This window comes from Acuticoccus sediminis (assembly GCF_003258595.1).
Classification (GTDB): domain Bacteria; phylum Pseudomonadota; class Alphaproteobacteria; order Rhizobiales; family Amorphaceae; genus Acuticoccus; species Acuticoccus sediminis.
This window is the reverse complement of the sequence record NZ_QHHQ01000004.1, coordinates 216769-242340: the sequence shown is the minus strand read 5'-3', so window position 1 is coordinate 242340 and position 25572 is coordinate 216769. Positions and strand designations below refer to the sequence as shown.

23 protein-coding genes are annotated in these 25572 nt (G+C 68.2%); 13 read left to right on the top strand and 10 right to left on the bottom strand.

All coding sequences use genetic code 11. The annotated features are described in order from the left end of the window. Positions 1 to 14: 14 nt before the first annotated feature. From DLJ53_RS19295 to DLJ53_RS19285, 3 genes are all read right to left on the bottom strand, one after another. Entirely contained in the window at positions 15 to 2561 is a 2547-nt protein-coding gene (locus DLJ53_RS19295) for an SH3 domain-containing protein (RefSeq protein ID WP_111349068.1), read from the bottom strand. 205 nt (positions 2562 to 2766) lie between these two features. Continuing rightward, a complete protein-coding gene (locus DLJ53_RS19290; protein WP_111348243.1) occupies positions 2767 to 3339 on the bottom strand; it encodes an OmpA family protein in 573 nt (190 codons plus the stop codon). A gap of 19 nt (positions 3340 to 3358) precedes the next feature. Then, complete coding sequence (locus tag DLJ53_RS19285; protein ID WP_226580957.1) at positions 3359 to 3787, bottom strand: hypothetical protein; 429 nt, start codon at positions 3785 to 3787, stop codon at positions 3359 to 3361. An 826-nt stretch (positions 3788 to 4613) separates the two neighbouring features. Between DLJ53_RS19285 and DLJ53_RS19275 the strand changes: the two genes are divergently transcribed. The 4 genes from DLJ53_RS19275 to DLJ53_RS19260 all read left to right on the top strand — a co-directional run bounded on the left by DLJ53_RS19275 (position 4614) and on the right by DLJ53_RS19260 (position 10974). Continuing rightward, complete coding sequence (locus tag DLJ53_RS19275; RefSeq protein WP_162409395.1) at positions 4614 to 5717, top strand: phosphotransferase family protein; 1104 nt, start codon at positions 4614 to 4616, stop codon at positions 5715 to 5717. Between the two features lie 10 nt (positions 5718 to 5727). Then, the gene (locus tag DLJ53_RS19270) at positions 5728 to 8121 is read left to right on the top strand and encodes a lanthionine synthetase LanC family protein (protein WP_111348237.1); all 2394 of its coding nucleotides are present in this window, start codon (positions 5728 to 5730) and stop codon (positions 8119 to 8121) included. Between the two features lie 97 nt (positions 8122 to 8218). Then, positions 8219 to 9748, top strand: coding sequence for a BCCT family transporter (locus tag DLJ53_RS19265; protein ID WP_111348234.1), 1530 nt, complete (start codon positions 8219 to 8221; stop codon positions 9746 to 9748). Between the two features lie 134 nt (positions 9749 to 9882). Continuing rightward, positions 9883 to 10974, top strand: coding sequence for an AI-2E family transporter (locus DLJ53_RS19260; RefSeq protein WP_111348232.1), 1092 nt, complete (start codon positions 9883 to 9885; stop codon positions 10972 to 10974). 6 nt (positions 10975 to 10980) lie between these two features. On the opposite strand, the gene gltS is transcribed toward DLJ53_RS19260, so the two are convergent. Further along, positions 10981 to 12195 carry a sodium/glutamate symporter gene (gene gltS / locus DLJ53_RS19255; protein WP_111348230.1) on the bottom strand — a complete coding sequence of 405 codons (1215 nt, stop codon included), beginning with the start codon at positions 12193 to 12195 and terminating at the stop codon, positions 10981 to 10983. A gap of 408 nt (positions 12196 to 12603) precedes the next feature. Here gltS and DLJ53_RS19250 point away from each other — a divergent pair, with 408 nt between their 5' ends. After that, positions 12604 to 13542 carry a SphA family protein gene (locus DLJ53_RS19250; RefSeq protein ID WP_111348228.1) on the top strand — a complete coding sequence of 313 codons (939 nt, stop codon included), beginning with the start codon at positions 12604 to 12606 and terminating at the stop codon, positions 13540 to 13542. Positions 13543 to 13580: 38 nt separating this feature from the next. Here the strand turns inward: DLJ53_RS19250 and DLJ53_RS19245 are convergent, their stop codons facing one another. Genes DLJ53_RS19245 through DLJ53_RS19230 form a run of 4 tightly spaced genes read right to left on the bottom strand, consistent with a single transcriptional unit; the run spans position 13581 to position 18598 of the window. Further along, on the bottom strand, positions 13581 to 14636 hold the full coding sequence (locus DLJ53_RS19245; RefSeq protein ID WP_111348226.1) for an ABC transporter ATP-binding protein: 1056 nt from the start codon (positions 14634 to 14636) through the stop codon (positions 13581 to 13583). Positions 14637 to 14648: 12 nt separating this feature from the next. Further along, positions 14649 to 15908, bottom strand: coding sequence for a carbohydrate ABC transporter permease (locus DLJ53_RS19240; RefSeq protein WP_111348224.1), 1260 nt, complete (start codon positions 15906 to 15908; stop codon positions 14649 to 14651). 1 nt (position 15909) lies between these two features. Continuing rightward, positions 15910 to 17202, bottom strand: a complete 1293-nt coding sequence (locus DLJ53_RS19235; protein WP_111348222.1) for a carbohydrate ABC transporter permease — start codon at positions 17200 to 17202, stop codon at positions 15910 to 15912. 58 nt (positions 17203 to 17260) lie between these two features. Further along, the gene (locus DLJ53_RS19230) at positions 17261 to 18598 is read right to left on the bottom strand and encodes an ABC transporter substrate-binding protein (RefSeq protein ID WP_244935109.1); all 1338 of its coding nucleotides are present in this window, start codon (positions 18596 to 18598) and stop codon (positions 17261 to 17263) included. Between the two features lie 350 nt (positions 18599 to 18948). Between DLJ53_RS19230 and DLJ53_RS19225 the strand changes: the two genes are divergently transcribed. Then, on the top strand, positions 18949 to 20679 hold the full coding sequence (locus tag DLJ53_RS19225; RefSeq protein ID WP_162409393.1) for an alpha-amylase family glycosyl hydrolase: 1731 nt from the start codon (positions 18949 to 18951) through the stop codon (positions 20677 to 20679). Between the two features lie 359 nt (positions 20680 to 21038). On the opposite strand, the gene DLJ53_RS19220 is transcribed toward DLJ53_RS19225, so the two are convergent. Both DLJ53_RS19220 and DLJ53_RS19215 read right to left on the bottom strand, forming a co-directional pair. Further along, positions 21039 to 22244 carry a tyrosine-type recombinase/integrase gene (locus DLJ53_RS19220; RefSeq protein ID WP_111348216.1) on the bottom strand — a complete coding sequence of 402 codons (1206 nt, stop codon included), beginning with the start codon at positions 22242 to 22244 and terminating at the stop codon, positions 21039 to 21041. Further along, on the bottom strand, positions 22241 to 22624 hold the full coding sequence (locus tag DLJ53_RS19215) for an Arc family DNA-binding protein (RefSeq protein WP_162409391.1): 384 nt from the start codon (positions 22622 to 22624) through the stop codon (positions 22241 to 22243). The genes DLJ53_RS19220 and DLJ53_RS19215 overlap by 4 nt, the downstream gene beginning before the upstream one ends. Before the next feature lie 133 nt (positions 22625 to 22757). Between DLJ53_RS19215 and DLJ53_RS19210 the strand changes: the two genes are divergently transcribed. The 7 genes from DLJ53_RS19210 to DLJ53_RS19180 all read left to right on the top strand — a co-directional run bounded on the left by DLJ53_RS19210 (position 22758) and on the right by DLJ53_RS19180 (position 25416). Then, positions 22758 to 22955 (top strand): hypothetical protein, encoded by a 198-nt coding sequence (locus DLJ53_RS19210; protein ID WP_111348212.1) that lies wholly within the window; start codon positions 22758 to 22760, stop codon positions 22953 to 22955. Beyond that, entirely contained in the window at positions 22955 to 23347 is a 393-nt protein-coding gene (locus tag DLJ53_RS19205) for a hypothetical protein (protein ID WP_111348210.1), read from the top strand. Before DLJ53_RS19210 ends, DLJ53_RS19205 begins: the two co-directional genes overlap by 1 nt. Continuing rightward, positions 23347 to 23571 (top strand): hypothetical protein, encoded by a 225-nt coding sequence (locus tag DLJ53_RS19200; protein WP_111348208.1) that lies wholly within the window; start codon positions 23347 to 23349, stop codon positions 23569 to 23571. The genes DLJ53_RS19205 and DLJ53_RS19200 overlap by 1 nt, the downstream gene beginning before the upstream one ends. Then, positions 23568 to 23900, top strand: a complete 333-nt coding sequence (locus DLJ53_RS19195; protein ID WP_111348206.1) for a hypothetical protein — start codon at positions 23568 to 23570, stop codon at positions 23898 to 23900. The genes DLJ53_RS19200 and DLJ53_RS19195 overlap by 4 nt, the downstream gene beginning before the upstream one ends. 148 nt (positions 23901 to 24048) lie before the next feature. Then, positions 24049 to 24564 carry a hypothetical protein gene (locus DLJ53_RS19190; protein WP_146620034.1) on the top strand — a complete coding sequence of 172 codons (516 nt, stop codon included), beginning with the start codon at positions 24049 to 24051 and terminating at the stop codon, positions 24562 to 24564. Then, the gene (locus DLJ53_RS19185; RefSeq protein ID WP_111348202.1) at positions 24557 to 24862 is read left to right on the top strand and encodes a DUF6074 family protein; all 306 of its coding nucleotides are present in this window, start codon (positions 24557 to 24559) and stop codon (positions 24860 to 24862) included. The genes DLJ53_RS19190 and DLJ53_RS19185 overlap by 8 nt, the downstream gene beginning before the upstream one ends. Then, positions 24859 to 25416 (top strand): hypothetical protein, encoded by a 558-nt coding sequence (locus DLJ53_RS19180; protein ID WP_111348200.1) that lies wholly within the window; start codon positions 24859 to 24861, stop codon positions 25414 to 25416. The genes DLJ53_RS19185 and DLJ53_RS19180 overlap by 4 nt, the downstream gene beginning before the upstream one ends. The last annotated feature ends 156 nt before the right edge of the window (positions 25417 to 25572 follow it).

The following is a 25572-nucleotide window of genomic DNA, read 5'->3' as shown; positions in this document are numbered from 1 at the left end:
CCCGCAGCGGAGCCCTAGCGGCGCCGGCCGCCGAAGCCGCCACCGCCGCCACGGAACCCGCCGCCGCCGCGGAATTCACCACCGCCGCCGCCGCGGAACTCGCGGCCACCGCCGCCGAAGCCGCCACCGCCGCCGAAATCGCGGCTGCGCATCGCGCCGAGGTTGCCCATCTCGCGGCCGCGCAGGTCGCCATCGAGGTGCTGGGGCAGGTTCACGTTGGGCCGCTCCTCGCGGGGGCGGGAGGCGACGCTCGCCGGCCCGTTGCCGAGTCGCTCGCCGCCCCGGTTCTGCCCACCGTCGCCGAGGCGGTTCTGGCCGCCGTCGCCGATCCGGGCGCCGCCGTCCGCGCCGTTGCCGAGGCGCGGGCCGTTGCCCGCCGGACGGTTCACCGGCGACCAGCCGTCGCGACCGTCGAGCTTCTGCCAGCCGTCGTCGTCGTGGCGGTAGACGTTGCCGTCACGCCCGGCGAAGAGGTTGCCGTTGTCGCCGGAGGCCACGAAGCCGTGGTTGCCGGCGGAGGTGCCCCAGCGCATGCCGGCGCCGTTGTCGTTCTCGCCGCCGGCGACGTGCGCCCAGGACGAGCCCCTGCGGATCCCGGCCGAACCCCACGAGCCGTAGACGTTGTGGCCGCCGCGGGCGAAGGCGCCCGTGTCGGTGCGGGGGTTGTAGGCGGAGACGAAGCCGCGCTCGCCGTAGGGGCCGGACACCCCGCCGCCGCGGACGTAGCGGCCGGTCACCGGGTTGTACGCCGCGCCGCCGGCGATGCCGCGATAGGGGCCGTAGGCGTAGCCGTAGCGGCCGTAGGTGCCGCGGGCGGGGTTGTAGTAGGCGCCCATGCCGTAGGTGACGGGCCGCGGGAAGTAGCCGGGCCAGCCGGCCGGGCCGCCGTACCAGTAGGGCGGGTAGTACCAGCCCGTGCCGTAGACGTAGGTCCCCCAGGCGAGGTAGCCGGTCAGGTAGCCCATCGTGTAACCGAACCAGACGGCGCCCGGCTCGGTGTCGTACACGCGCACGTAGGTGACGTTGTAGACCGGTGACGACGGCGGGATCGTGTAGATCACGTCCGGCACCGACGTCGCGACGACGAACGGGCCCGACGGCGAATCGCCCACGAACCAGACGCCGTTCTGCAGCACGAAGTACCTGCCGCTGACCTCGATGACGCTGGCGTTGGTGTTGGTCGCGAACTGCATCGAGGTGCCCTCGATGGGCTTGAACTGCGGGTCGCCGGCGTAGGCGACGTCCGCCTTCACCGAGCCGACCTCGACCCGCGCCGTGTTCGGGATGCTCGCCTTCAGCCGCGCCTCGTCGCTCTCGGACGTGCCGGGGACCGAATAGCGGACGCTGTAATAGGGTGCGTCGGCGGGGAGCTTGCTGAAGTCGTCCGGCAGGTTCGGCGTCGCGAAGGTCCAGGGACCGTCCAGCGAGGTCGCGCTGAACCAGCGGCCGGAGAGCAGCACGTACCAGGTCGTGTTGGCGTTGTCGAAGAAGACGTCCGACTGGGTGTTCGACATCCATTCGAGGTTGGTGCCCGGGACCGCCTCGGCCTTGGGCGAGCCGTCGAAGATGATCAGCTCGGCCGGCTTGTCCGAGTAGAAGACCTTGGGCGCGCCGTCCTTGAAGGGGGTCGCGGGGATCGCGGCGCGGGCGTCCTTCCAGTTGTCGTCGTCGGCCGGCAGGGCGGAGAGGGTGTCGGGGAGGGTGTCGATCTCGCTCCACGGGCCCTCGAGCGACTTGGCCGTCAGCCACGACTTGTCGTCGCGCAGGTAGAGCGCCTTGTCGTCGTCGGTCTGCAGGATGTCCCAGTTGGTGTTGACGACGAAGCTGAGGCCCTTGGTGTTCTGCACCGGGGCGAAGGTCGCCTTGCCGTCGGTCTGCACCAGGATCGCCGCCGTGTCGGAATGGAAGATCGGCGGCGCGTCGGACTTCAGCCCCTCAACGTCCGCGAGGCGCTTCTGCCCGGCGAGGCTGGCGGCGATGCGCTGCTGCGAGACGGTGATCGGGCCGGTCGGCAGGAGCTGGCCGACGGCGACGTTGAGCGCGTCGAGCTTCTCCCGGTCGAGGGCGGAGAAATTGAGCTGGGTGATGGTGAGGTTCTGGATCACCACCTGGTCGTTGGAATCGTCGGCCTGGGTCGTGCCCTTGACGCCGATGACGCCGAAGACCGGCGAGGTCTTGGGGCCGCTCGAATACTCGGCGGCGATCAGCGCCTCGATGGTCTTGAAGTCGTCCCACGCCGTGACCTGCGGCTGGTAGAGGACGATCTTGCCGCCGTCGCTGGTGTCGAACGCGCGGGGCCAGCCGTTCGGGTCGGACTCGTCCTTGAGGTACTGGCCGGCCATGTAGCCGTTCTGGCCGTTGACCGTCACCGAGCACCACGTGCCCGACGAATCGCACTGCCCAAGGTCGACCGCGGTGCCGTTCTGGATGGTGCCGAGGGACTGGTAGTTCGTCCCCGGACCGGCTCGCATGTTGACGTTCGCGGTCGTGGTCGCGGGACTGGCAAGGGCTGGCGAGACGGCCATGACCGTCGCGATGAAGGTGGCGATCGTCTTTCGCATGATGCGCAAAGTCCAAACTCGAATATGCCGGAAACGCTCATGGGGCGGCCGGGCGCCGGGTCGGCGGAGGTCGCACCACTGGTGTTATCGGGGCGGCGATGAGCGAGCGCAGCCCCTCCTTTGGGTCCGATCGGAAAGACGAATTCCGGTGCCGGACGGCCCATTCATTGGCACGTCCGGCGACCCTCGCCAACTTACCAGATGGTCATTGACCGATGTTGATGAGCTGCACGCGGCGGTTCTCGGCGCCGTACGGGTCCGAGGGGTTCTGCAGCTGCTCCTCGCCGAGGCCGATCGCGACGAGCTGCTCGGTCGGCACGCTGAAGGTGGTGACCAGCGCCTTCATCACCGCGATGGCGCGCTGCTGGCTGAGCTTGAAGTTCAGCTCACGACCGCCGGTCGCGTCGGTGTGGCCGATGACGACGAACTTCTGGCCCATCAGGTACGGCGTGTGCAGCGCGTCCGCGATCAGGCCGACCGAGTAGTAGCTCTCCGGCCGGATACGGGCGGAGCCGCGGTCGAAGTTGATCTCGACGCTGATCTGCGGCAGCCCGGCGAGCTTGTCCGACAGCGGGCCCGGGGCGTTGTCGCCGCCGCTCGCCGCGGCGCGCTGCGCAGCCGCCTCGAGGGCGATCGGGTCGAGCCGCGCGACGGTGCCTTCCGTCTCGTAGAGGCTGTTGACGATCTGGTTGCGGGTGAGCTGGTTCTGCGCGAAGGCGCCACCCTGGCTCGCCAGGAGGCCGGCCGCGACGGCAGCGGAAAGTGCGATCGTTTTCATTGACATGGTCTCGAATTCCTTAGCGCCAGCCGGCGTTCGTGATCGCGGCGTTGCACTTGGCGCTGACGCTCGGCTCGGCCTTCAGGAGGCAGCGCAGGATGTGGCCCTGGCCGGGGACGGTGAGCTTGCAGAGGCGGGCGGCGTCCGTCTTGCAGACCTCGCCGGCGGCCTGCTGGGCGGCCGTGCGGGCCTGGATATTCTGCACCGCCGTGACGAGCGAACCCTGGCAGGAGCCGGACAGCTTCGACTGGTTCTTCACCAGGCAGTCGGTGATTTCGAAGTTCGCGAGCACGGCCTTGCTGCAGTACTTCGAGATGTCGCCGCCGCACTGCTTGGACAGCATGGCGATGGCGTCTGCGTAGCCCATCGTCTGGGCGTTGGCAGCGCCGCTGACGGCCAGAACACTCAGTGTCAGGGCCGCGAGGATGGTGCGCATTCCACTCTTCATGGGGTCTCTCTCGTCGGGTTGAAGTCCACGGAAACGGGTCGGAGACGGCCTGAGGCGAACGAATCGAAACAAATTCGCTGCCCGTTGCGCCGCATCGGAACCACACTCGTATCACTTAAGTCCACGCGAACTTTTATGACTTCGTGAAAGAATTTGTGAACCGCGTCGAAATCCCCAACTCCCAGGCTGGTATTGCTCCTTCATGCCTGAAGAGTTTGCGTCGTCCGGGGGATGTTTTGGTGGCAAAACTGGGAATATTCGCCGCATCCCCCGGTGGTATCGCGCCGGGCCGGTGACGGGTGTCCCGGCGAAGCGGCGCCGTCAGGACTGAATTCGGCGCCGCGCGGGCGACGACGAGAGACCTGCCGGGCACACGGTCGATAACCGCCGAACACAAACACGGGATCAAGGCCTTGGATACGCGGTTGTGATCCCGATCACGTCCAATTTTAGAAGAAATAGCTAAGTTTCCTTCGCCCGTCGTCGCGAGAATATTCATCGAAGACCGAGATGATGCAGAACAATGATTACGGCCGTGCCGCGAGGGCCCGCACCGACCCGGTGGCGGGGCCGCTGTCGGGGCACGGCATGCGAGACTGAACGCCGCCGCACCCGGCTCGTTCGGCGCGCGGTGCCCCGGTTGCGTGGCGCGTTCCGCAGCCCCGTTCCGCCGGTGCGCACCCCTCAGGGGCCGGGCCGGGGCTGTCCGGCTCGAAACGTCACCGGCCGCGGCCTGCGCTGCTCCCTGGCGGCGGCCGCGATTCCGGCGCGCCGCACTCACCCGCGGCGCACACCTTTCGGTTTCTCACGAGGCGGGCCCACGACGATGGCTGAGAGCGACGGCGACAGCGCGATCCGCACGGCTCCCCAAAGGGCCGCGGCGCTGCTCGCCCGCGTCATCGCCCTCGGGGTGACCGACGCGGCGTCCGTCGCGCGGGACGGCGCCCGCCTCACACCGCACCACAGCCGGCACCGGAACGTCCGCCTCGCGCGGCGCGACGGGCGCGGCTGGTTCCTGAAGGAGGGGGATGGCGGCTCCGGCTTCGGCACCATCGCCCACGAGCGCTCGGCCTACCGCGCACTGTCCGCGCTCCTTCCTCCCGGGCCGGCGCTTGGAGTGCCCGAGGTCGCCGCATACGACGCGGCCGCCGACCTCCTGGTGCTCGCCCTCGTGCCGGACGCGACGGACCTTGCCCGGATCGCCCAGGCCGGGGAGCCCCTCGGCGCCTTGCCGGCGGCGCTCGGTACCGCGCTGGCGACGCTCCACGGCGTCGACGCCGCCGCCGCCCGGGCGCAGGGCATCCCGGTCCACCTCGGCACCACGATCTTCCAGCTCGACGCGCCCACGGTGGGCCAGTACTGCCGCTTCAGCCGGGCGCAGATCGAGCTCGTCACCGCCCTCCAGGCGCAGCGCGGCGTGATGGACGCGCTCGCGCGACTCGGGGAGGCGTGGCGGCCCGAAAGGCTGATCCACTTCGACATCCGCCTCGCCAACGTGCTTGCCGCTGACGGCCGCCTGACCCTCGTCGACTTCGAGTACCTGGGCGTCGGCGATCCGCGCTGGGACATGGCCGGGATGCTCGCGGCCTTCCTCGAAGCCTGGCTCGTCTCGGCCCCGCTCGGCGATCCGGACGGGGGCAACTGGCGCCCGGACGAGGCCCGCTTCTCCGAGGCGTCCGCGCGTGCCGCGATCCGTACCGCCTGGGAGGCGTACCGCCGGACGCCGGGCGCACCGCGGATCGGGGCGGCGGAGGCGGCGCGCTTCGCCGGCGCGCGGCTCGTCCAGGGGGCATACGAGCACGCCGCGGGCCTCGCCGAGCCGGACGCGCGCGTCGCCACACTCGCCGCGATGGGCGCCGAATTCCTGGAAGACCCCGAACGGGCCGCCGCCTTCCGGCTGGGCCTTTCCGACGCCACCGTGCCGCAGTGAAGGGACGCCGATGAGACAGCCCATCGAGGCGGCGCTCGCCGCCATCAGCGTGACGTCGGATGCGGGCTTCACCTGGTTCGGCCGTCCGATCCCTCTCGCCGGCGGGGCCGAGGTCCGCCGGATGCCGGCAGCCGAGAGGCGCGCGGCGCTCCGCACGGCACTCACCCGCCGGCTCTACGAGGACTTCTACTGCTGCGGCCTGCCGCGCCCGTATCGCCGCGCGCGGCAGCGGACGGACGGGGCGAGCCAGTTCGCGCTCGCCGCGGCCGTGACGGCGACGCGCTGGGAAGGCGGCTGGCAGCGGCTCGAGGACCGGAAGGGCTGCGTGCTCGTGACCCGCGGCGGGCTGACCCTGCGTGCCGGCGAGACCGAGGTGCGTCCGGTCTCGCAGGACACGCTCGCCGTCGCGATGCCCACCGCACGGCCGACCTACTCGCCGGGCCACCATCTCGTCGTCGGTCAGGCGCCGTTCGACGGAGCCGGGCGGGTCTGGCGGCTCTACTGGAACGTCACGCCGGAGGGCGCGCCCCGGCTCGCCGCGGAGCTCGCGTGCCGCCTCGACGCGGCGGGGATCCCGTATCACTTCAAGGTCCTCGCCGCCGCCGCGCCGGAGCGGCGGCGGGACGGAGCGGTGCTCTACCTTCCGCACGCCGCGGTCGGGGGCGCGGCCCGCGCGGTCCGCGCCGTCGCCGAGACCGTGAAGGGGGACCTCGTGGCCGGCGTGCCGGCGATGACGCGGCAGATCGGCCCGGGCCTCGCCTACGCCGAGAGCCCACGCGGTGGCGAGAGCTTTGGCGAGCATCGCGTGCGCCTGATCGCCGACGGGCTGCTGAAGGCGGTCGATGCCGGCGCATCCAGCCCGCGCGCCCGTCTCGCGGCTGTGGAGGACCGGTTCGTCATGGCGGGGATCAGCCTCGACTTGCCGCACCGTCTCGCCGGCGCGCCCGACCCGCTCGCCGCCTGGACGATGCCGCTGCCGCGCCGCACGGCACGGGCCGCCGTCGCACCGGCGGCACCGATACCCGTCGAGCCTCCACTCGCGACCGCAGGTCGGATCGCCGCGCACTTCGGCGAGACCGCGCTCTGGCACGGCGACCGCTGCACCTGGCTCGCGCCGGACCCGGCCAGCGGCGACTTCGGGGCAGGGCAGAGCGCGGCGGAGTTCGGCACCCTCGGCCCCAACCTCGCCGCGGGCCAGGCCGGTGTCGGCGCGTTCCTGGCGGTCTATGCCGAGGCGAGCGGAGACCGTGACGCCGGGCGGACCGCTCGCGCCGCGCTCCATCACGCGGCGGCGATCTCCACGGCCACGGACGCCGGCCTCTACACGGGTCTCGCGGGCGTCGCCTTCGCGCTGGCGCTCGGCGGCAGCCTTCTGGCGGAACCGGAGCTTCACGAGGCGGCGAGGGATCTCGTCGCCATGGCCGACGACGCACCGCGCCATGGCTTCGACGTCATGTCCGGAGCGTCCGGCCGCGTCCTCGGCCTCCTGGCAACGGCGGCGCTCCTGCGCGAGCCGCGCCTCGTCGCGCGCGCTGCGCACGAGGCGGACGGGCTCATCGCCGCCGCGCGTCACCGTGACGGTGCGCCCCCGGGGCCCGCCCTGTCGTGGCGGTCGGCGCGCCCGGTCGGGCTCACCGAGCGCCCGGTCGACGACCTTCTCGGCTATGGCCACGGGACCAGCGGGGCGGCCCATGCGCTGCTCGCCGCGTACGAGGCGACCGGGGCGGCCCGCTTCCTCGAAGTCGCCCGTGGCGCGCTGCGCTACGAGCGGAGCCGCTTCGACCCGCGCCGGGGGGGCTGGCCGGACCACCGCTCGCCGGAAGGCGCGACGGCGGCGGAGCGGGGCGAGCCGGTCGCCTGCAACTGGGCGAGCGGGGCCGTCGGGATCGGTCTCTCCCGCCTGCGCGCCGCAATGGTCGATTCCCCCGAGGAGAACCGGGCCGACCGGGCGGCGGCCGCCGCCGCGATCCGCCGCGAGCTCGATCGTCAGGCCCCGGACGGCTGGCCGGATCTCTCGTACGCCAGCGGCCTCGCCGGTGCGCTGGAGACGCTCGCCGAACTCTCCGACCGCCCGGACGACCACGCCCTCGCCGAGGCGACCTTCGCGTCGGCGCTGCGGGGCCACGGTTCCGCCGGGCGCTGGCCGGCGCCCGGCTGGAGCGGACCGCTCGGCCTCATGACCGGCCTTGCCGGCGTCGGGTACTTCGCCCTGCGCCGCGCGAGGCCAGCCGTCCCGTCGCTGCTCGCCCTCGACCCGGGCGCCTTCGCCGTGATCGGGCGCCCGGACCCGCGGGAGCCGGCAACGTCGCCCCCGGCCGCCGGGACGATCGTCCTCTCGCCCGCCCGGCCCCGGGGCCCCGATCCGGGGCGCGGGAGCCGCGCGCCAGCGAATTCAACGTGCTAACCGGGTTTATCTTCAAGGCCGGGTTCCGATATCGTCCGGATCCGGGCCGCCCCGCGCGGCACCGGCAGGAAAGGACATCGCGGAACCGGGGGAGCATGTGCACCGATCGAGACGGCTCCTTGCCCTGTCGCTGACGCTGATCACGCTCGCCGCGGTCTGGGGCGTGGCGGATCCGCAAGGGGTGGTGCGCATCGCCTCGCGGATCGTCGACCAGTTCTTCACCAGCCGCGGCTGGTTCCTGATGTTGTCCGTGACGGGGATGCTCGTCCTGTGTGTCGGGCTCGCCTTCTCGCGCTACGGGCGCATCCGCCTCGGCGCCGACGACGACCGGCCGGACTTCGCCACCCCGGTCTGGATCGCGATGCTGTTCGCGGCGGGCATGGGCGTCGGCCTCCTGTTCTGGGCCGTTGCCGAGCCGATGACCCACTTCGCCTTCTCGCGCGAGCTGATGGCCGACCCCGCGGCGGCCGAGCGCGCGCTGCTCGCGACGAACTTCAACTGGGGCATCCACGCCTGGGCGATCTACGGCTCCGTCGCCCTCGCCATCGCCTACTTCAGCTTCCGCCGGCAGACGCCGATGCTGGTGAGCGCGCCCATCACCTACCTTTTCCCGCGCGAGCGGTGGGCCGCCGCGGTCGGCTTCCTGTCGGACCTCATGGCCATCGTCGCGATCGCCATCGGCGTCGGCGGGTCGATCGCCATGGGGGTGTTCCAGGTGGCGGACGGCGTCAACCTCATGCTGGGCGGGGACGTGGCGGGACCGGTCCTGGTGGCCGTCGTCTTCGCCGCGATGGTCGTCGCCTACCTGCCGCCGCTGATGGTGGACCTCGGCGCCGGCATGTCGCGCCTCTCCAACGCGGCGATGCTGATCTCGACGGGGCTCGTCGTCTTCGTCGTCGTGCTGGGACCGACCGAATACCTCCTGAACTCGGTCCTGACCGCGTTCGCCGACTACCTGACCGAGGCGCTGCCGATGGGCCTCAAGACCTTCACCTTCTACGACAGCCGCGTCGCGACGTGGTACAAGGACTGGACGCTCACCTACATGGTCTGGTGGATCGCCTGGGGGCCGTTCGTGGGCGTGTTCATCGCCCGCATCTCGCGCGGGCGCACGATCCGGGAGTTCGTCCTCGGGGTCCTCGTCGGGCCGACGGTGTTCTCCACCGTGTGGTTCGGCGTGTTCGGCGGCATCGGTCTCTATGATGCGCTGAACGGCACCGGCGGGCTCCTCGCCGAGACCGCCTCCCACGTCGAGCGCGTGACGTTCGCGCTGCTCGACCGGCTTCCGTTCAGCGGGCTCACGACCCTCGCGGTCATCGTCGCGGCGTTTCTCTTCATCGTGACGAGCGTGGTGAGCGCGGCCTTCGTGCTGGCGATGTTCTCCAGCGGCGGTGATCCCGATCCGAAACCGCGGCTGAGAGTGGTATGGGGTGTGCTCCTGGGGTTCGTCGGCGCGGCGATGATCCTGACCGGGTCCATCGCCGCGGTGAAGAAGCTGATCGCGCTGGGGGCGCTTCCGTTCGTGTTCATCACCGTCCTCCTCCTCGTCTGTCTCGTCAGGGCGCTGGGGGAGGAGCGGCGGGGGAAACCGCAAACGGTGGGAGGGGTTGCGGATGCTGGTGGGTGACGTCGTCGACACCTTGCTCAACCTGGGCACCTTCGCGTTCATAGCTTTTGCGGCGTGGCTCCTGGTGCGCCGGCTGCCGGACCGGGGCGGCAAGTGACGAGGTGGCACGCGCGAGCGTTGCCGGCGGAGGACGAATGCGAATTGCTGTTCTGATCGCGGCGACGATCTGGATCCTGAACACCGCCGAGAGCGTCCTGCGGCCGCTCGCCACGAGCCTGCTGATCTGGCTCGTCCTCAGCGCGACGTCCGCCACGCTGGTGCGGCTGGTCCCGCGGCGCTGGCGGCACAGGCGCACCACCGCGCGCGTCGTCAGCATCTTCGGCATCACCGCCATCGTGGCGCTGATCTCCATCCTGATGGTCGGTGCGGTCGCCGAGTTCCGCTCGAACCTGCCACTCTACCAGCAGAACGTCGACCAGCTGCTGGCGTTGGTGCAGGAGTACGTGGGGTCGAAGGAGCAGCTCAGCCTGTTCGACCTGCTGCAGCAGATCGACGTGCGCTCGCTGCTGATCAACCTCGCCGGCTCGACGGCCGCGTACACCTCGGCGATCTTCGTCGTCTTCCTCTACGTCGCCTTCATCTTCGTCGAGTCGCAGGCGTTCGACTCCAAGCTCACCGCGATCGCCGGCGGGCCGGAGGAGGAGGCGCGCCTGCGCCGCATGGCGATCGACGTGAAGAGCGCCATCGACGACGTGCTCAGCGTCCAGGTGCTCGTCGGCCTCGTCCAGGCGGTGCCGACCTTCCTGGTGCTGCTGCTGGTCGGCGTGGACGCGGCGGTCTTCTGGGCCGTGCTCGTCTTCTTCTTCAGCTTCATCCCGACGATCGGCTCGATCTTCGGCATCCTGCTGCCGGTCCTGATGACCCTGCTGCAGTTCCTCGAGTTCTGGCCGGTCGTCATCGTCCTGGTGGCGGTCGGCATCGTGCAGATCCTCGGCACCAACGTCCTGATGCCGGCGCTGATGAGCCGCTCGCTCAACCTCAGCTCCTTCGTGGTGCTGGTCGCGGTGTTCGCGGGCGGCGCGCTGTGGGGCGTGGTGGGGGCGCTCATCGCGGTGCCGGTGCTGACGGTTGCGATCATCATCTGCTCGAAGATCGATTCGCTGCGCTGGATCGCGGTGCTGGTGTCGGCCAACGGCGACATCCCGGACACGCCGCTGTCGGAGGAGATCGTGGAACTCGACGGCAAGCCGCTGGAGCGGGGCGCGCCGGCAATCTCCGAAGGCTAGGCGGTCTCAGAGGGACAGGATCGCCTGGATCATCAGCGCATTGGTGATGTCGACGAAGAAGGCGGAGACCAGCGGCAGGACGATGAAGGCGAGCGAGCAGGCGCCGTACCGCTTCGTCACCGCGCCCATGTTGGCGATCGCCGTCGGCGTTGCGCCTAGGGCGAAGCCGGCGAACCCGGTCGACAGGACCGCGGCGAAGTAGTCCCGCCCCATCACGCGGAAGAACACGAAGACGATGAAGAGTACGGCGGCGACGAGCTGCAGGGCCATGGCGAGGCTCAAGACGCCCACCGCCTCGGCAAGGCTCGCGAGGTTCATGCTCATCAGCGACATGGCGAGGAAGATCGACAGGCTGAAGTCGGACAGCATGGCCGTCGCGGGCGTGCGCGCCGGCCAGCGCAGCCGCGGGATGAGCCCGGGCAGCGTGTTCGACAGGACGATGGCCGACAGCAGGCACGGCACGAACCGCGGCAGCATCACCCCGAGAGCCTCGAGAACCTCGTAGAGGACGAAGCCGACGATCATCGCGAGGTGGATCGCGAGCAGGGAACTCATCACGTCGACGTGGTCGAAATAGAGCGCCTGCGACTCTTCCTCGGGCAGGACGAAGACATCCGGCGCCGGCTCCTCGGCCGTGAGGTCGTTACGCTCGATGAGGCGCTTGGCGATCGGTCCGCCGACGAGGCTCGCCATGATCAGGCCGAAGGTGGCCGCGGCGATGCCGAGCTCGGCCGCGCCGGGCACGTCGAACCGCGTCTCGATCAACGGCCCCCAGGCGATCGCGGTGCCGTGGCCGCCGATGAGCGAGGCGGTGCCCAGCAGGATGCCCGCCTGCGGCGGCAGCCCGCTCGCGACCGCCGCCGCGATCCCGACGACGTTCTGCACCACCATGAAGCCGATGGTGAGGGCGAGCAGCACCGCGAGGGGGCGCCCGCCGGCCACAAGGTCGCTGAGCCGCGCGTTGAGGCCGACGATGGTGAAGAAGTAGATGAGGAGGTCGTCGCGGGCGGTGAGATCGAACGTCACCTCGCGCCCCGACGCGAGGTAGACCACCAGCGTCACGACGGAGACCAGCAGCCCGCCCGTCACGGGTTCGGGAATATTGTACTCGCGCAGGACGCCGAAGACCTTCGTGAGCCGCTGGCCGAGGAAGAAGACAACGATCCCGAGCGTGAGGGCGACGAACGGGCCGATGGCGATGGTGTCCGGCGTGACGGTCATCGCGCCGCCTCCGGCCTGGCGCGGTACGCGCGCGTGCGCTCGCCGATGAGGTCGATCGGGTCGCCGGCGACGGCGGACGAGCGGGGATGGGGCGAGGGCACGGCCGGTCCGTTCATTGGGTCTGCTGACCGAGGATCGCGCACTCGGCGCCCATCGTCGATGCGCGGGACGCGTCCGGTCCCCGGAAAAGCTCCGGCGGATGATAATTTTTGCGGCAATGTTTGCCTGATTGCAGCAACCCTGCAGGTGAGGCATACTTGCCTAACCGTTGATTATAGTATCGCGACCGAACAATCGTGTTGCACGGGGATCACGCACGCCGCCCCGGCGTGGTCCGCTATGGAAATATGCTCGACCGGTAACCTAAGGGTCTGTTACGTTCCCCTATCGATCTAAAGGGGCAGCGACGTGCGTCGTCTATTGGTTGGTATTCTCGCAGTATTGGCCGCGCACACGTCCGCACTCGCCGAAGAGAGCGGGTACGGACACTACGCACCCGGCCTCGCGGCCACGCTCATCGATGTCCCGCCGACGACGCCGGGCTTCTACGGCTACGTCAACGCCGTGAGCTACGAGGGCGACATCAACCAGCCGGTGCGCGTGCTCTATCCGGGCGTCGTCGTGTCCAGCCTGGACGCCGACCTCAGCGTGGCGACGATCGGCGGCTTCTATACGTTCGACCAGCGCATCGCCAACGCCTTCTTCTCCGTCGGCGTGCTGGTGCCGTTCTACGACATGAAGGTGAACGGCAAGATCGACACGCCCTTCGGCCAGATCAAGCTGAGCGACAAGGCGAGCGGGATCGGCGACATCATGCTGGTCCCGGCCATGCTGGGGTGGAAGTCAGGCAACGTGTCGTTCGGCGTCTCGCTGCCGGTGTACCTGCCGACCGGCGCCTACGATCCGCTGACCCTCGCCAACATCGGCAAGAATTACCTTACCGTCGATCCGACCCTGTCGATCTCCTACAGCAACCCGACGAACGGCTTCAACGCGTCCGCGTTCCTCGGTGTCACGCTGAACACGCAGAATACCGCGACGCAGTACCAGAGCGGCTCGCTGCTGCACCTCGAGGCGAGCGCGCAGCAGCTCTTCCCGGTGGGGCCGGGCTTCCTGGGCGTCGGCGCGGAGGGCTTCTACCTGCAGCAGATCACCGACGACAGCGGCTCCGGCGCGCTCCTCGGCGGCTTCCGCGGCAGCACGGTCGGCCTCGGCCCGGTCCTCAGCTACGCGGTGAAGACCGAGAAGGTGTCCGGGACGATCGAGGCCAAATGGCTCCCGGAGTTCGAGACCGAGAACCGCATGAAGGGCAACTTCTTCTGGCTGAAGGGCGTCATCCACTTCTGACGCCCTGACCGCGGGCGGGGCCGCCCGCACGCCCGGCCTCAGCGGCCGAGCGCCAGCCCCGCTTCGTCGAAGTAGTAGCGCAGCGCCGGCGGGAAACGGAGCCCGACGCGCTCGCCCGGACGCAGCGCGACGTCGCCCACGTGGCGCACGTTGACGACGCCGAGGTCGCCGCAGTCGACGAACAGCATCACGTCCGCGCCGAGATACTCGGCCACCTCCACCTCGCCGGAGACGTGCCCCTCCTCGGGGCCGGTCAGCTCGATGTGCTCCGGGCGCACGCCGATCTGGGTGGCCGTGGCCGGTGCCCCCTCCGCCTCCGCGCCGGGATGGCCGGAGAGGGCGAGGCGGTCCCCGTCGACCCGGCAGGGCATCACGTTCATCTTCGGGCTGCCGATGAACTGGGCGACGAAGAGGTTGGCGGGCTTCTCGTAGAGCTCGCGCGGGGTGCCGACCTGCTCGATCCGCCCCGCCTGCAGCACGACGATCTTGTCGGCCAGCGTCATTGCCTCGACCTGGTCGTGCGTCACGTAGATCATCGTCGCGTCGAGGCGCTGGTGCAGCTTGGCGATCTCGAAACGCATCTCCACCCGCAGCGCCGCGTCGAGGTTGGAGAGCGGCTCGTCGAACAGGAACGCGGTCGGCTGGCGCACGATCGACCGGCCGATGGCGACGCGCTGGCGCTGCCCGCCGGAGAGGTCCTTCGGCCGCCGGTCGAGCAGCGGCTCGAGCTTCAGGACGCGCGCGGCCTCGTTGACCTTCTCGGCGATCTCCTTCTTCGGCGCGCCGGCGGTCTTGAGGCCGAAGCCCATGTTCTCCCGCACCGTCATGTGCGGGTAGAGCGCGTAGGACTGGAACACCATCGCGAGGCCGCGCCCCGAGGGCGGCTCCGCCGTGACGTCCTTCCCGTCGATCGTGAGGGACCCGCGCGAGATGTCCTCCAGCCCCGAGATCAGGCGGAGCAGGGTGGACTTGCCGCAACCGGACGGCCCCACGAAGATCACGAACTCGCCATCGGCGATCTCTAGATCCACGCCCTTGATGACCTGAACGGAGCCGAACCACTTCTCGACCGCATTGAGCGTAATCGCGCCCATCAATTCTTCTCCTTACCCTTTGACGGCGCCAGCCGCGAGGCCGCGAACCATGAAGCGCTCGAGCCAAAGGAAGATCACCATGATCGGAACCGTGGCCGTGACGGCGCCCGCCATCAGCAGCTCGCGCGGCAGTTCCGACGAATTCAACGAGACCACGCCGCGGGGCAGCGTGAAGATGGCCGGGTCGTCCAGGAACATGAACGCGAACAGGAACTCGTTCCACGCGATCATGAAGACGTAGAGGGCGACCGATGTCAGGGCCGGCAGGCTGAGCGGCAGCGTGATCTTGGCGATCACGCCGAGCCGGGTGAGCCCGTCCATCAGCCCGGCTTCCTCCATCTCCGCCGGCAGCCCGCGGAAGTAGCCCTGCAGCATGTAGAGGGCCACCGGGATGGTCGTGGCCGGATAGACGATGAGCAGGCCGAGCAGCGAATTGCGCAGGCCGAGCTGGCTGAACACCGTGTAGAGCGGCAGCACCAGGACGATCGCCGGCACCATGTAGATGAGGAGCACGGAGTTGGCGAATGCGGTCCGCCCCCGGAACCTCAGCCGCGCGATGGTGTAGGCCCCCGGCACCGCGAAGAACAGCGTGATGAGCACCGTCGAGACGGACACGATCGCCGAGTTCAGGATATAGGTCCCGAAATTGAACTTGCTGAAGAGCTCCGTGTAGGAGTCGAGCAGCCCGGCGCCGGTGATGTCGATGGAGAAGTCCAGCGGGTTGGCGAGGAGCTCCGCCTGGCTTTTGAAGCTCGTCATCACCATCACGTAGAACGGCAGCACGACGAAGACGGTGAAGACGACGTAGCCGACGCCCTTCAGGATGCGGATGACGAAGATCTCGAAGTCGTAGCGGCGGACCGCGCCGGCCGGGGCGTCCGACAGGCACATCCACAGCGTCTGCGTCGTCACCGCGACGAGCACGACGATCCCGACGATCTGCCAGAGCGTCGCGGTGCCCGCAGCGAGCCCGAACGGCGCGCCGAGGCTCGCCACCACGAGGACCGCGAAGATCGCCGCCGCGACGCCGGCCCGGCGGACGGCGGCGCTGCGGCCGGCGTTGACGAAGATCAGGACGAGCGCCCCCGCGAGGCCCGCGAGTGCCGCGGCGCCGACCGCAGGGCGTGCCGGCGCGCCGGAGAAGAGCGCCAGCGTCACGCCGAAGACGATCATGTAGAGCGCGCCGAAGAGCGGGCCGGCGATGATCGCCGCGGTGGTGCCGGAGCGGAGCGCGAACCCTCCCGGGGCGGGGCGTTGTGCGACGGCGGTCATCTCAGCTCTCCTTCGGCGAGAAGCGGAAGAAGACGAGCGCGAAGAGCAGCAGCACGACGAAGACGACCACCGCCACCGCCGCGCCCGCGCCGATGTTGCCGAGCCCGATCGCCTGTTCGTAGACGTTGACCGTCAGCGTGCGCGTCCCCGCGGCACCGCCGGTCAGAAGGAAGATGTCGTCGAATTTGTTGAAGGTCCAGATGTAGCGCAGCAGGAAGAGGATCGCGAGGATCGTCGCGAGCTGCGGCAGCGACAGGTACCAGAACTGCTGGAACGGTGACGCGCCGTCGATCTCGGCCGCCTCGTACATGTCCGTGTTGATGGATTGCATGCGCGCCAGGATGAAGAGGAACGACAGCGGGAAGTAGCGCCACGCCTCGAACACGATGACGGTGGTGAGCGCCATCGGGAACTCGATGGTGGTGCCGAAGATCGTGAAGTCGAAGGCGGTGCGCTGGCCGAGGAAGTTGATGGGTCCGTTCGTGGCGCCCATCTGCATCAGGATCGCGTTCAGCGTCCCGGAGTTCGGGTCGAGCAGGGTGATCCACGTGTAGGCGACCGCGATGACCGGCGCGACGTAGGGGAACAGGAAGAGCCCGCGCAGGAAGGCCCGGCCCTTGAAGGCGTTGTTGAGCAGCAGCGCCGCGAAGAGGCCGAGGAGCAGCGCGCCGCCGGTGCCGAAGACGGCGTAGACGATGGACGTCCACAGCACCGTCCAGAACTCGCGGCCGTCGAAGACCTTCACGAAGTTGTCCCACGTGAAGTTGAGGTTGAGGAGCGCGTTCTCGCCACTGCCGGTGGAGGTCGCGACGGTCCCCTCGAAAAGGTCCTCGACGTCCGCGATTGGCTCGGTCGCCGTCGCCTCGAACTTGAAGCGCTCGCGGGCCCGGGGCTCCAGCTCGCCCACGTCGCACGTCAGCGTCTGCCCGGTCATGGCGCAGCGGTCGTCGTCGATGGCGATCGTCGCGCCGGTGGGGATCTCGTCGCTGAAGCCCGCGCCCTCGACCGGCAGGCTCGGCGAGGTGTTGCGAAGCGTGTAGGTGATCTCGAACGTGCCGCCCGCCGCCACGTCGTCTTCGTCGCTCGACACGCGCTCGTTGATGTTGGCCTCCGGCGGCCGCAGGTCGGCGAGCATCACCGGCTTGGCGCTGATCCAGAAGTTCATGATCAGCGGGACGAGCACCACCAGCGCGACGATGGCGAAGGTGGGAGCGAGGAGGAGGAGGGCCAGCCGCGCCTCGCGCTTTTCGAGCGCGCCCGCCCCGCGTGGCGGCTTCTGCGTGGCGTCGGTCATTCAACGTCTCCGGGTCGGTGGGCGGGGCGGACCGGAAAAGGCCCGCCCCCGGAGAGGCTTAGAGCCTCCCGATTTCCTCGTTGATCTGCTCGACCGCGTCATCCACGGAGATTTCTCCGTCGATGTAGCGGCGCACGATCTGGTTCACGACCTGGCTCGTGACGATGCGCGACGCTTCCGCCAGCTTGCCCTCCTCGGCACCCCAGCGCTGGGCGGTGTCGAGCCCGGTGACGATCTCGTCGATCACGTCGGCCGGGTAGAGGTCGGAGAGCGGGGCCTTGCGGTCGACGCCGACGGGGAGGGTGGTCCACATCTCGGTGAACTTCTCCGGCTCGTCCTCGGTGCCGCGGCGGACCGGGAACTTGCCCTCCGGCGCGATGCCGAGCGTCTCGGCATAGCCGTCAGACAGCGAGTACTTGATGAACTCGATCGCCGCGTCCGGATCCTCGGCCGAGGTGGAGACGCCGAGGTAGTTGATGTTGGCCCACGCCGCGCCGTCCGGGTTGGACGGGCCGGACAGGGTGGTCACGATGCCGGTCTTCTCGGCCAGCTCGGTGGACGTCGGGTCGTCGTTGATCGTCGGCGGGGCGCTGTCGCGCAGGCCCGCCAGCTCGTCCAGGATGAAAGGCGACCAGATCGTCATCGCCGCCTTGCCGGCGAAGTAGAGCTCGCGCGACTGCGGCCAGTAGAGCTCACCCTCGGGCGAGGCGTCGGCGATCGCCTTGTAGAATTCGAGGCTCTCCTTCAACGCCTTGGGGTCGAAGCCATCGTCGGTGGCGAAGGGGGTGGCGCCGTTGGCCAGCAGCACGTGCTCCAGCACCTGGCTCATGAAGTCTTCGTCGATCTTGGTGGCGGCGACGAAGCCGTACATCTCCGGCGGGTTGCCCAGCGCGTCGACGGCCTTCAGGATGTTCGCGTAGCTCGTCGGCGGCTCGAGCCCGGCCTCGTCGAAGAGGTCCTTGCGGTAGAGCAGCATCTGCGTCCACCCGTCGAGCGGGACGGCCGCGTAGTCGCCGTCGACGTCGGCGAGCGCCAGCGCGCCCGGCGCGAAGGTGTCCTCGCCCAGCTCCTCGACCGCCTCGGTGTTGGCGTCGATGTCGAGGATGCCGGCCTCGGCCCAGGGCTGCATGTACTGGAGGCTGAAGTAGATGACGTCCGGCAGGTCATCGGCGGCGAAGGCGGCGGTCGCGCGCTTGCCGAGGTCGCTCTCGGTGACCGGAATGATCTCGACCTCGATCCCGGTCTTCTCGGTGAAGGCCTTGGCCATCGCCTCCTGGCGGGCGAGGCGCTCCGGCTGCTCTTCCATCGTCCAGAAGCTGATCGATTCCGCCTGGGCGGCGGCCGCGACCAGCGAGAGGGGAACCGCTAATGCGGCGATCTTCGCGAGGGCGTTCACGTGGGTCTCCATATTCCGGGCCAAGCGCCTGTTCGTCCGTCAGGGACGAGCGGCGGCAAGGCCTCGCCAAGATGCTGGACAAGGGTGGGGCGGGGCGGCGTGTGGGCAACATTGAAGGCTGTCCGTGGCCCGGACACGAGGAACGGACCGGCGGCCTGCCAGAACGGCGAACGCACGTCTCCTCCTATGCGAAACCGTCATATCCAACGGGCACAAACCCGCAACATATTGACGTCCCGCTCTGTTCTTCATTCCGGAAATGTTAGGGCCAACGGTCGACTACGGCAATGAAACTTTTACATGTTTTCCCTAGCCGCTAACGTTCTGACCCAGGCCCGATGGAGACCGGCGTGACAAATCAAGGCGCTAACTATACGTCCGCGCTATCGGCCCACCTCGCTGTCGCGTACGATTCGGAAACGGTCGCCGCGCTCGTGGAACGGATCGTGCCCCTCGTGGAGGGCGCCCGCGCAACGAACGGCAACCGCGCCGCCGGGTGGCTCGACGAGCGCGACGTGATGCTCATCACCTACGGCGACTCGATCCGCACCGAGGGGGAAGCCCCGCTTGCGACCTTGCGCCGCTTTCTCGCCGCGCATGGCGGGGAGATCATCACCAACGTCCACATCCTGCCGTTCTATCCCTGGACGTCGGACGACGGATTCTCGGTCAAGGACTACCGCGCCATCGACCCGGTCCTCGGCGACTGGGACGACGTGAGCGCGCTCGCCGAAGACGTCGGCATCATGTTCGACGGGGTGATCAACCACATCTCCGCCGAGAGCGCGTGGTTCAGGGCCTTCCTCGCCGGGGACCCGAAGTACGCCGACTACTTCACGGTGATGGACCCGGCGACCGACCTCTCGCAGGTGACGCGCCCGCGCGCGCTGCCGGTGCTGACGCCGTTCGAGACCGCTGACGGTGTCAAGTCCGTCTGGACCACCTTCAGCGCCGACCAGATCGACCTCAACTACGCCAATCCCGACGTCCTCATCGAGATCCTCGACCTCCTGATCTTCTACGCGCAGAAGGGGGCGCGGTTCATCCGCCTCGATGCGATCGGCTTCCTGTGGAAGGAGGTCGGCACCACCTGCATGCACCTGCCGCAGACCCACGCCGTCATCAAGGCGATGCGCGTCGTCCTCGACGCCGCCGTCCCCGGCACGCTCATCGTCACCGAGACGAACGTGCCGCACAGGGACAACATCAGCTATTTCGGCGACGGCAGCGACGAGGCGCAGCTCGTCTACCAGTTCCCCCTGCCGCCGCTCACGCTGCATGCCTTCCTGACCGGCGACGCCTCGCGCCTCACCGGCTGGGCTCGCTCGCTCGAGCCGACGACGCCGTCGACGACGTTCTTCAACTTCCTCGCCTCGCACGACGGCATCGGCGTGCGCCCCGCGGAGGGGATCCTGTCGCCGGAGGAGGTCGCCGCGATGGCCGACGCGGTGGTCGCGCGCGGCGGCCGCGTGTCGATGCGCAGCCTCCCCGGCGGCGGCGAGGCGCCGTACGAGCTCAACATCACCTACCTCGACGCGATATCGGCCCCCGGGGAGGACGACGACACGCGCCTCGCCAAGTTCATGGCTGCGCAGACGATCCTCTTGTCCGTGGTCGGCATTCCGGGGATCTACGTCCACAGCCTCCTCGGCTCACACAACGACCTCGAGGGGCTCGCCCGGACCGGCCGCGCCCGCTCCATCAACCGGGAGAAGCTGGACCTCGCCGGGCTGGAGGCGGCGCTCGCCGATCCGGCGAACCTGCGGACCCGCGTCCTCTCCGCCTTCCGGGAGCGCCTGACCCTGCGCGCGGCGCGCCCGGCCTTCGCCCCCAACGCCGCCCAGCGCGTCCTGTCGCTGGACGACCGGGTGTTCAGCCTGATGCGCGAGACGGGCGGGGACCGCGTCTGGGTCGCCGTCAACGTCACCGCCGGGCCGGTCGCCCTTTCCGTCCCCACCGCCGATCTCGGCTTCGCTCCCGGCAGGAGCGTCAGCCTCCTCGGCGGCACGGCCCCGATCATCGGCGCAGAGACCACCGAGCTGACCCTCGCCCCCTACGAGGCCGCCTGGATCACTCAGTAGGGAGAGAGCGGGGACACGGGTCGGCCGAGGGGCAGCGGAGAGAAACCGTCCGCCGCGCCGAGGCCGTTTCGGCAGCGGCCGGCGCCGCCACGGTGGAGGGCGCCTTATCCGGATGGCGTGAGAGTGGTTCGAATGACGCGCGGACGGACGGGCCGTGATGCGCCCCGGGACGTGTTCCCGAACGGGCCGTTGCCATCGGGAACGTGCCGTCCACCCGGCGGACCATGCCGCCTCGGCCCGGCGCCGGCTCGTTTCATGCGAGGAGAAGTGCTGGCGACCCCGGTAGGATTCGAACCTACGACCTACGGATTAGAAGTCCATAGAGATGCATTGAAAACATTGGCGATTTAGACGCCATGTCACGTTAATGTTGCGTTGCCTAGAAGCGAAAGCTCGGCTGCAGCAAGGGCGTCGGCCTCGTCCTGAGAGGGAAACAGGTGCGAGTACGTGTTCAGCGTGAGCGCGACGCTCGCGTGCCCAAGCCGCTCCTGGACGGCCTTAGCCGATAGTTCGAGACCACCGTCGGCTCTGCGATTGATCAGCCAGCTCGCGTACCAGTGTCGGAGGCTGTGGAGGCCGGTATAGCGCGGACCGAGGATCGGGTTCCCGTCGTCGTCCTTCTCCCCGGTGTCCCTGACGACGCCCGCGGCTATCTGTGCCGGCCATAGGCCCCGTTTCACGATGTTCCCGTGCTCTTCGATGTTGCCGGCGCCGTTCGGGAATACGAGACCGAGTTTACCCTTCGGACACGCTACCTTCCATTCCCGCAGCGTGTTCACCACCACCGGGGGGAGGGGGACCGTCCGCTGCCCGGCCTTCGACTTCGGCGCTCCGATCGCTTTATAGAGACTCGCCCGCTGCCGGACGTGGAGCTTGGCCTTGTCCAGCTCGACATCACTCCAGCGTAGACCGCGTAGCTCCGACGCCCGCAGGCCGGTGAAGATGGCCGTGATGAGGACGGGGCGGTATCGGCCTGACGCGGCCGTCACGATGGCACGGATCTCCTCTTGCGTCGGGATAGCCTCACCGTAGGCGAGGCGGGTCGTCTGGCGGTCCTCAGTCCGCGCTCCGACCTTCCGGCGGCGGGACATCTCGGACACCGCGTTGCGAACGACCAAGCCGCGGTCCTGGGCCTCGGAGAGGATGCGGCCGAGGCTGGCTGTGACGATCCTCACCATCTTCGCTGATCTACCTTCATTACGAAGGCGGTCCTGCCAGTCGCGGATCACTGGCACGGTCAACTCGTTCAACCGGCGCTCGCCGAGGAACGGCTTGATGTGGAGCTTCAGATGCTGGCGGTACTGGTCCGTCGTGCTGCGCTCCAAGCCCGCGTTGATGGCGCTCTCCAGCCACTTATCCCCAGCTTCAGAGACGGTCACGGTCGCCCTGTCAGCGACGTGGATACCGTCGCCAACCTCGGTCGTGGTGCGCGCGGCCCAAGCGTCGGCTTCCTTCTTGCGCTGAAAGGTCTTCAGGCGCCGCTTGCCGTTCTGGTCAGTATAGTCAACGACCCATGCCGTCTTCTCGACGCCTTTACTGGTCCATATGCGCTTGCGGACGCTCATGTTTCGGAATTCTTTTCCGATGTTTCCTCAAAATCCGCGTCGCTCAAATAGTGTCTTTCAAATAAGAATACAGACAGAATGTTTGCTAGTGCTGCATCTCTATTGCTGAATCCATTATCATTCATGTATCCAATGAATCCATTTAAGATATTTCGTGGAATCGAGTCTGATAAGTGCTTTGCTGTCACGATGTCGCGCACGGCATTTACGATATCCGCTGCGTAAGCCTCCGCCCCTGACATTGCGATCGAATCGCTTAGGCGAATTACGATCTCCGCGTTCATAGATCGGCCGTTGAGATCGGCGGCTGCCTTCAAACGGTTCCGAATCTTGTTTGGTAGCCGAAGGGTGATCCTCACCTCATCGTCGTCAGCATCCACCAGCTTGCCTCTCCCCTTCACAAGTTGGGACCAGTAGCACCAATTTAGTGTCACGTCTTGACACCGTATTGGTGTCGCACCAAATTGGTGTCGCACCAAATTGGTGTCATCATATTGTGGCTGAGGGAAGACCATGGAACTGACTGACAATACCGAGCGCCCGGTGTGGGGCGTGAAGGCGATCGCCGAGGTGATCGGCCTCGGCGAGAAGGCAACGTACTACCTCGTTGCCGAGGGCAAGCTGCCGGTGAAGCGGGTGGGCAAGCGCCACTGCGCGTTCCCGTCGGCCCTGCGGGCTGCGCTCCGTGCTGACGGCGGGGAGGCCGCGTGATGGACAAGGACATGGCCGAGGCCTGCCGCCGCGCGAGCGACATGATCGCCAACGCGAGCAACAAGAACCTTCAGCAGGGACGCGTGATGGCGACGATCCACGAACAGAGCGCCGCATATTTTGATGTTGCTCGCGCGGCCGAGGCTGAAGTCGGCCGCCACCTCATCGCCGCCTACGAGGCCCTGCACCGGGTGCTAGAGGCTGTCGATACCGAACGCCGAATGGTCTGGACGCACTGCCTCGCCGAGGGGAAGCCCTACGCTCCCGCGGCCGGCGCCGAACACATGGAGATCAGGCTGACACATGCCGAACATCCGCTCCGCGAGGCGTTGGCTGGCGTGCTCGGCGATTGCTGGCAGGACCACCTCGCGGTGGAAGGGAGGGGCAAGTGATGGCCAAGGCACAACACGACCACGCCCTGATCCGTCTCTGTGATGAGTTCGGCCGGCTTGAAGCCCGGATCCGCCTCTACTGCATTGCGGCAGAGGCCATCGCGCGAGACGAACTCGATCATGGGCCCTTGCTGCGGGCGACGGAAGACCTGGGGGAGTTCGTCGACGATTTCAAAATTCTTCTGAACGACTATCACAGCCCTCAGAAGGGGGCCGAGGAATGAACGCCCGCTTCGAGTGTTCATTCTGCGGTCCCGCCGAGGGGATGATGCACTTCCATCAGATCGCCGCTGCGGTTGGTGTCCCTCTCGCCGACGTCCGCCGGGAGGCGGCCTATTGGATCGTCAGCACTGACGGTCTGTGCCGTGAGACGCACTTCTGCGACGACGGCGACATGCTTCGGCTGAACCGTCGCGGCATCAGGCTGATGTTGGAGCGCCTCGGTGTCGCCGAGGACGACGTCGCCGAGATCGACCGCAAGCTCGACGGGGCCGAGCGTCACATGGCCGAGATCCACAGGCAGGAGCCCCCAACGCCCGCGGCGGCCGAATGAGCGCGCCGAGGAAGGGGTGCCCGGCGCCGTCTGCCAACGGCGACCGGGCGGGAATCGAGATCAGCGATGACATCGACAGCGCCGAGGGTAACTCCGGCGCCCACTCTGCGCAAGCAATGCCGCCACTGAGTGAGGAGCACCGCGGGTAATGAAGACCAACTACGTTGAATTGCGACGCCGAGACGGAGCCCCGATCGGTGTTGCCGACATGATGACGATCAACGGCAAGGCGATCAGGATCTACGACGTCGGCTCGCCGCTCGAACTGCTGCCGTTCGTCCACATGAAGGAGCTTGCGAGGGCGGCCATCGTTGCGGATACGCGCCCGCACCAACTCAGGAACGAGGTAAGCGTCCGGGTCTACAAAGTTCGAGATGCCTACAGTCGCCAGACCGTCGAAGCGTTGGAGTGGTCCCAGGCGACGATCCTCGTGGACTGCTTCATCGAGAACGGCCTTGCCCCTGAGGGCACCCAGGAGGCGATGAACTCGTGGCTGCAGGAATATCAGGCGAAACGCTGCATGGAGTTCATTTCACCGGCGGAGAAGATCGGCATCGTTCCGCTTGATCAAGGACGCATCCGGGCGGCCTTGCTTGCCGCCCGCGCTAGGTCTGTCACCTTCGCCCGCGATGGCGGTGTGTCGCTGGGGTTTGGTCATGGCTGACGTTCCCGATCATCTGCCCCTGTTCAAGTGGTCCGCGCAGCATGCGCGGGCCACGGTGATCCCGTTCCCGTATGCTCGCCGCCGGGATGACCTTGCCTACCGCATCGCGCGCCGTGCGGCCGACTTCAGGCCGCACAAGGGCGAGGAGCACATCCAGCGCCAGCTCAAGCTGCAATTCGACACGATGAAGCGGCGGGGCATCGACGACGATCGCATCCGCGCCGAGATCCGCGTGCTGGAGACCATGGTGCGGCTCGAACAAGCGGCGCTTCAGACGCACTGGGGCGACGCCGGGTGAGTGACGGCAGCCGCGCCTCCAAGCTGAGGAAAGGCGAACTCGATGGGCCGTGGATCGCCCATGAGGACGCAATGCGCCGATCGTTCGCGTTTCGCGCCCTGACGTTCAATGACCTGCGGGTGCTGTTCCGGCTTGAGGAGGAGCACATGGCGCACGCCGGCTCCGAGAACGGCAATCTCCAAGTCAGCTATCCGCAGTTCCGTGACTATGGCTTGCCGAACGATGAGGCGATCAGTCTGGCAATCAAGCGGTTGGAGGCTTTAGGCTTCGTCGACGTGAAGCGAGCAGGCTATGATTCTTCACGAGGGCAGAGGGCACCGAACCGTTATCGTCTCACCTACGTCGTGGGACGACACAGGGTGGATCACGGCAACATCGTTCCTGCCCCGGTCAGGACGCATGACTGGGATAAGCTGCGCAGCTCGGAAGCCGTCACGAAGGCGCTTGCGAAGATCGGCCCGCAACGCCGTCATCGCAAGAAGAAGGACGCCGGGGCGCCATGCGAGGCGGCTTTGCGAGTAGCGCCGGAACCGCAGGCGCGGCGGATCGGATGACATCGGCGGTCGTGTGCAGGTTGGCAGACTACCCGCACAAAATTTAATATCCCACTACGCCCAGGCTCAGTGAACCACTACGCCCAGGCGTAGTGAAACGGCCGGTTTTCACTACGCCCAGGCTCAGTGAAACACGGGTTTCCTCACTACGCCCAG

Bases quoted from the DNA above. Each gene is read 5' to 3' on its own strand.
- DLJ53_RS19190 (WP_146620034.1), top strand. From the start codon at position 24,049: ATGAAGACCAACTACGTTGAATTGCGACGCCGAGACGGAGCCCCGATC.
- DLJ53_RS19290 (WP_111348243.1), bottom strand. From the start codon at position 3,339: ATGAAAACGATCGCACTTTCCGCTGCCGTCGCGGCCGGCCTCCTGGCG.
- DLJ53_RS19285 (WP_226580957.1), bottom strand. From the start codon at position 3,787: ATGAAGAGTGGAATGCGCACCATCCTCGCGGCCCTGACACTGAGTGTT.
- DLJ53_RS19235 (WP_111348222.1), bottom strand. From the start codon at position 17,202: ATGACCGACGCCACGCAGAAGCCGCCACGCGGGGCGGGCGCGCTCGAA.
- DLJ53_RS19195 (WP_111348206.1), top strand. From the start codon at position 23,568: ATGAACGCCCGCTTCGAGTGTTCATTCTGCGGTCCCGCCGAGGGGATG.
- DLJ53_RS19245 (WP_111348226.1), bottom strand. From the start codon at position 14,636: ATGGGCGCGATTACGCTCAATGCGGTCGAGAAGTGGTTCGGCTCCGTT.
- DLJ53_RS19275 (WP_162409395.1), top strand. From the start codon at position 4,614: ATGGCTGAGAGCGACGGCGACAGCGCGATCCGCACGGCTCCCCAAAGG.
- DLJ53_RS19200 (WP_111348208.1), top strand. From the start codon at position 23,347: ATGGCCAAGGCACAACACGACCACGCCCTGATCCGTCTCTGTGATGAG.
- DLJ53_RS19295 (WP_111349068.1), bottom strand. From the start codon at position 2,561: ATGCGAAAGACGATCGCCACCTTCATCGCGACGGTCATGGCCGTCTCG.
- DLJ53_RS19185 (WP_111348202.1), top strand. From the start codon at position 24,557: ATGGCTGACGTTCCCGATCATCTGCCCCTGTTCAAGTGGTCCGCGCAG.
- DLJ53_RS19210 (WP_111348212.1), top strand. From the start codon at position 22,758: ATGGAACTGACTGACAATACCGAGCGCCCGGTGTGGGGCGTGAAGGCG.
- DLJ53_RS19220 (WP_111348216.1), bottom strand. From the start codon at position 22,244: ATGAGCGTCCGCAAGCGCATATGGACCAGTAAAGGCGTCGAGAAGACG.
- DLJ53_RS19260 (WP_111348232.1), top strand. From the start codon at position 9,883: ATGCGAATTGCTGTTCTGATCGCGGCGACGATCTGGATCCTGAACACC.
- DLJ53_RS19205 (WP_111348210.1), top strand. From the start codon at position 22,955: ATGGACAAGGACATGGCCGAGGCCTGCCGCCGCGCGAGCGACATGATC.
- gltS (WP_111348230.1), bottom strand. From the start codon at position 12,195: ATGACCGTCACGCCGGACACCATCGCCATCGGCCCGTTCGTCGCCCTC.
- DLJ53_RS19270 (WP_111348237.1), top strand. From the start codon at position 5,728: ATGAGACAGCCCATCGAGGCGGCGCTCGCCGCCATCAGCGTGACGTCG.
- DLJ53_RS19240 (WP_111348224.1), bottom strand. From the start codon at position 15,908: ATGACCGCCGTCGCACAACGCCCCGCCCCGGGAGGGTTCGCGCTCCGC.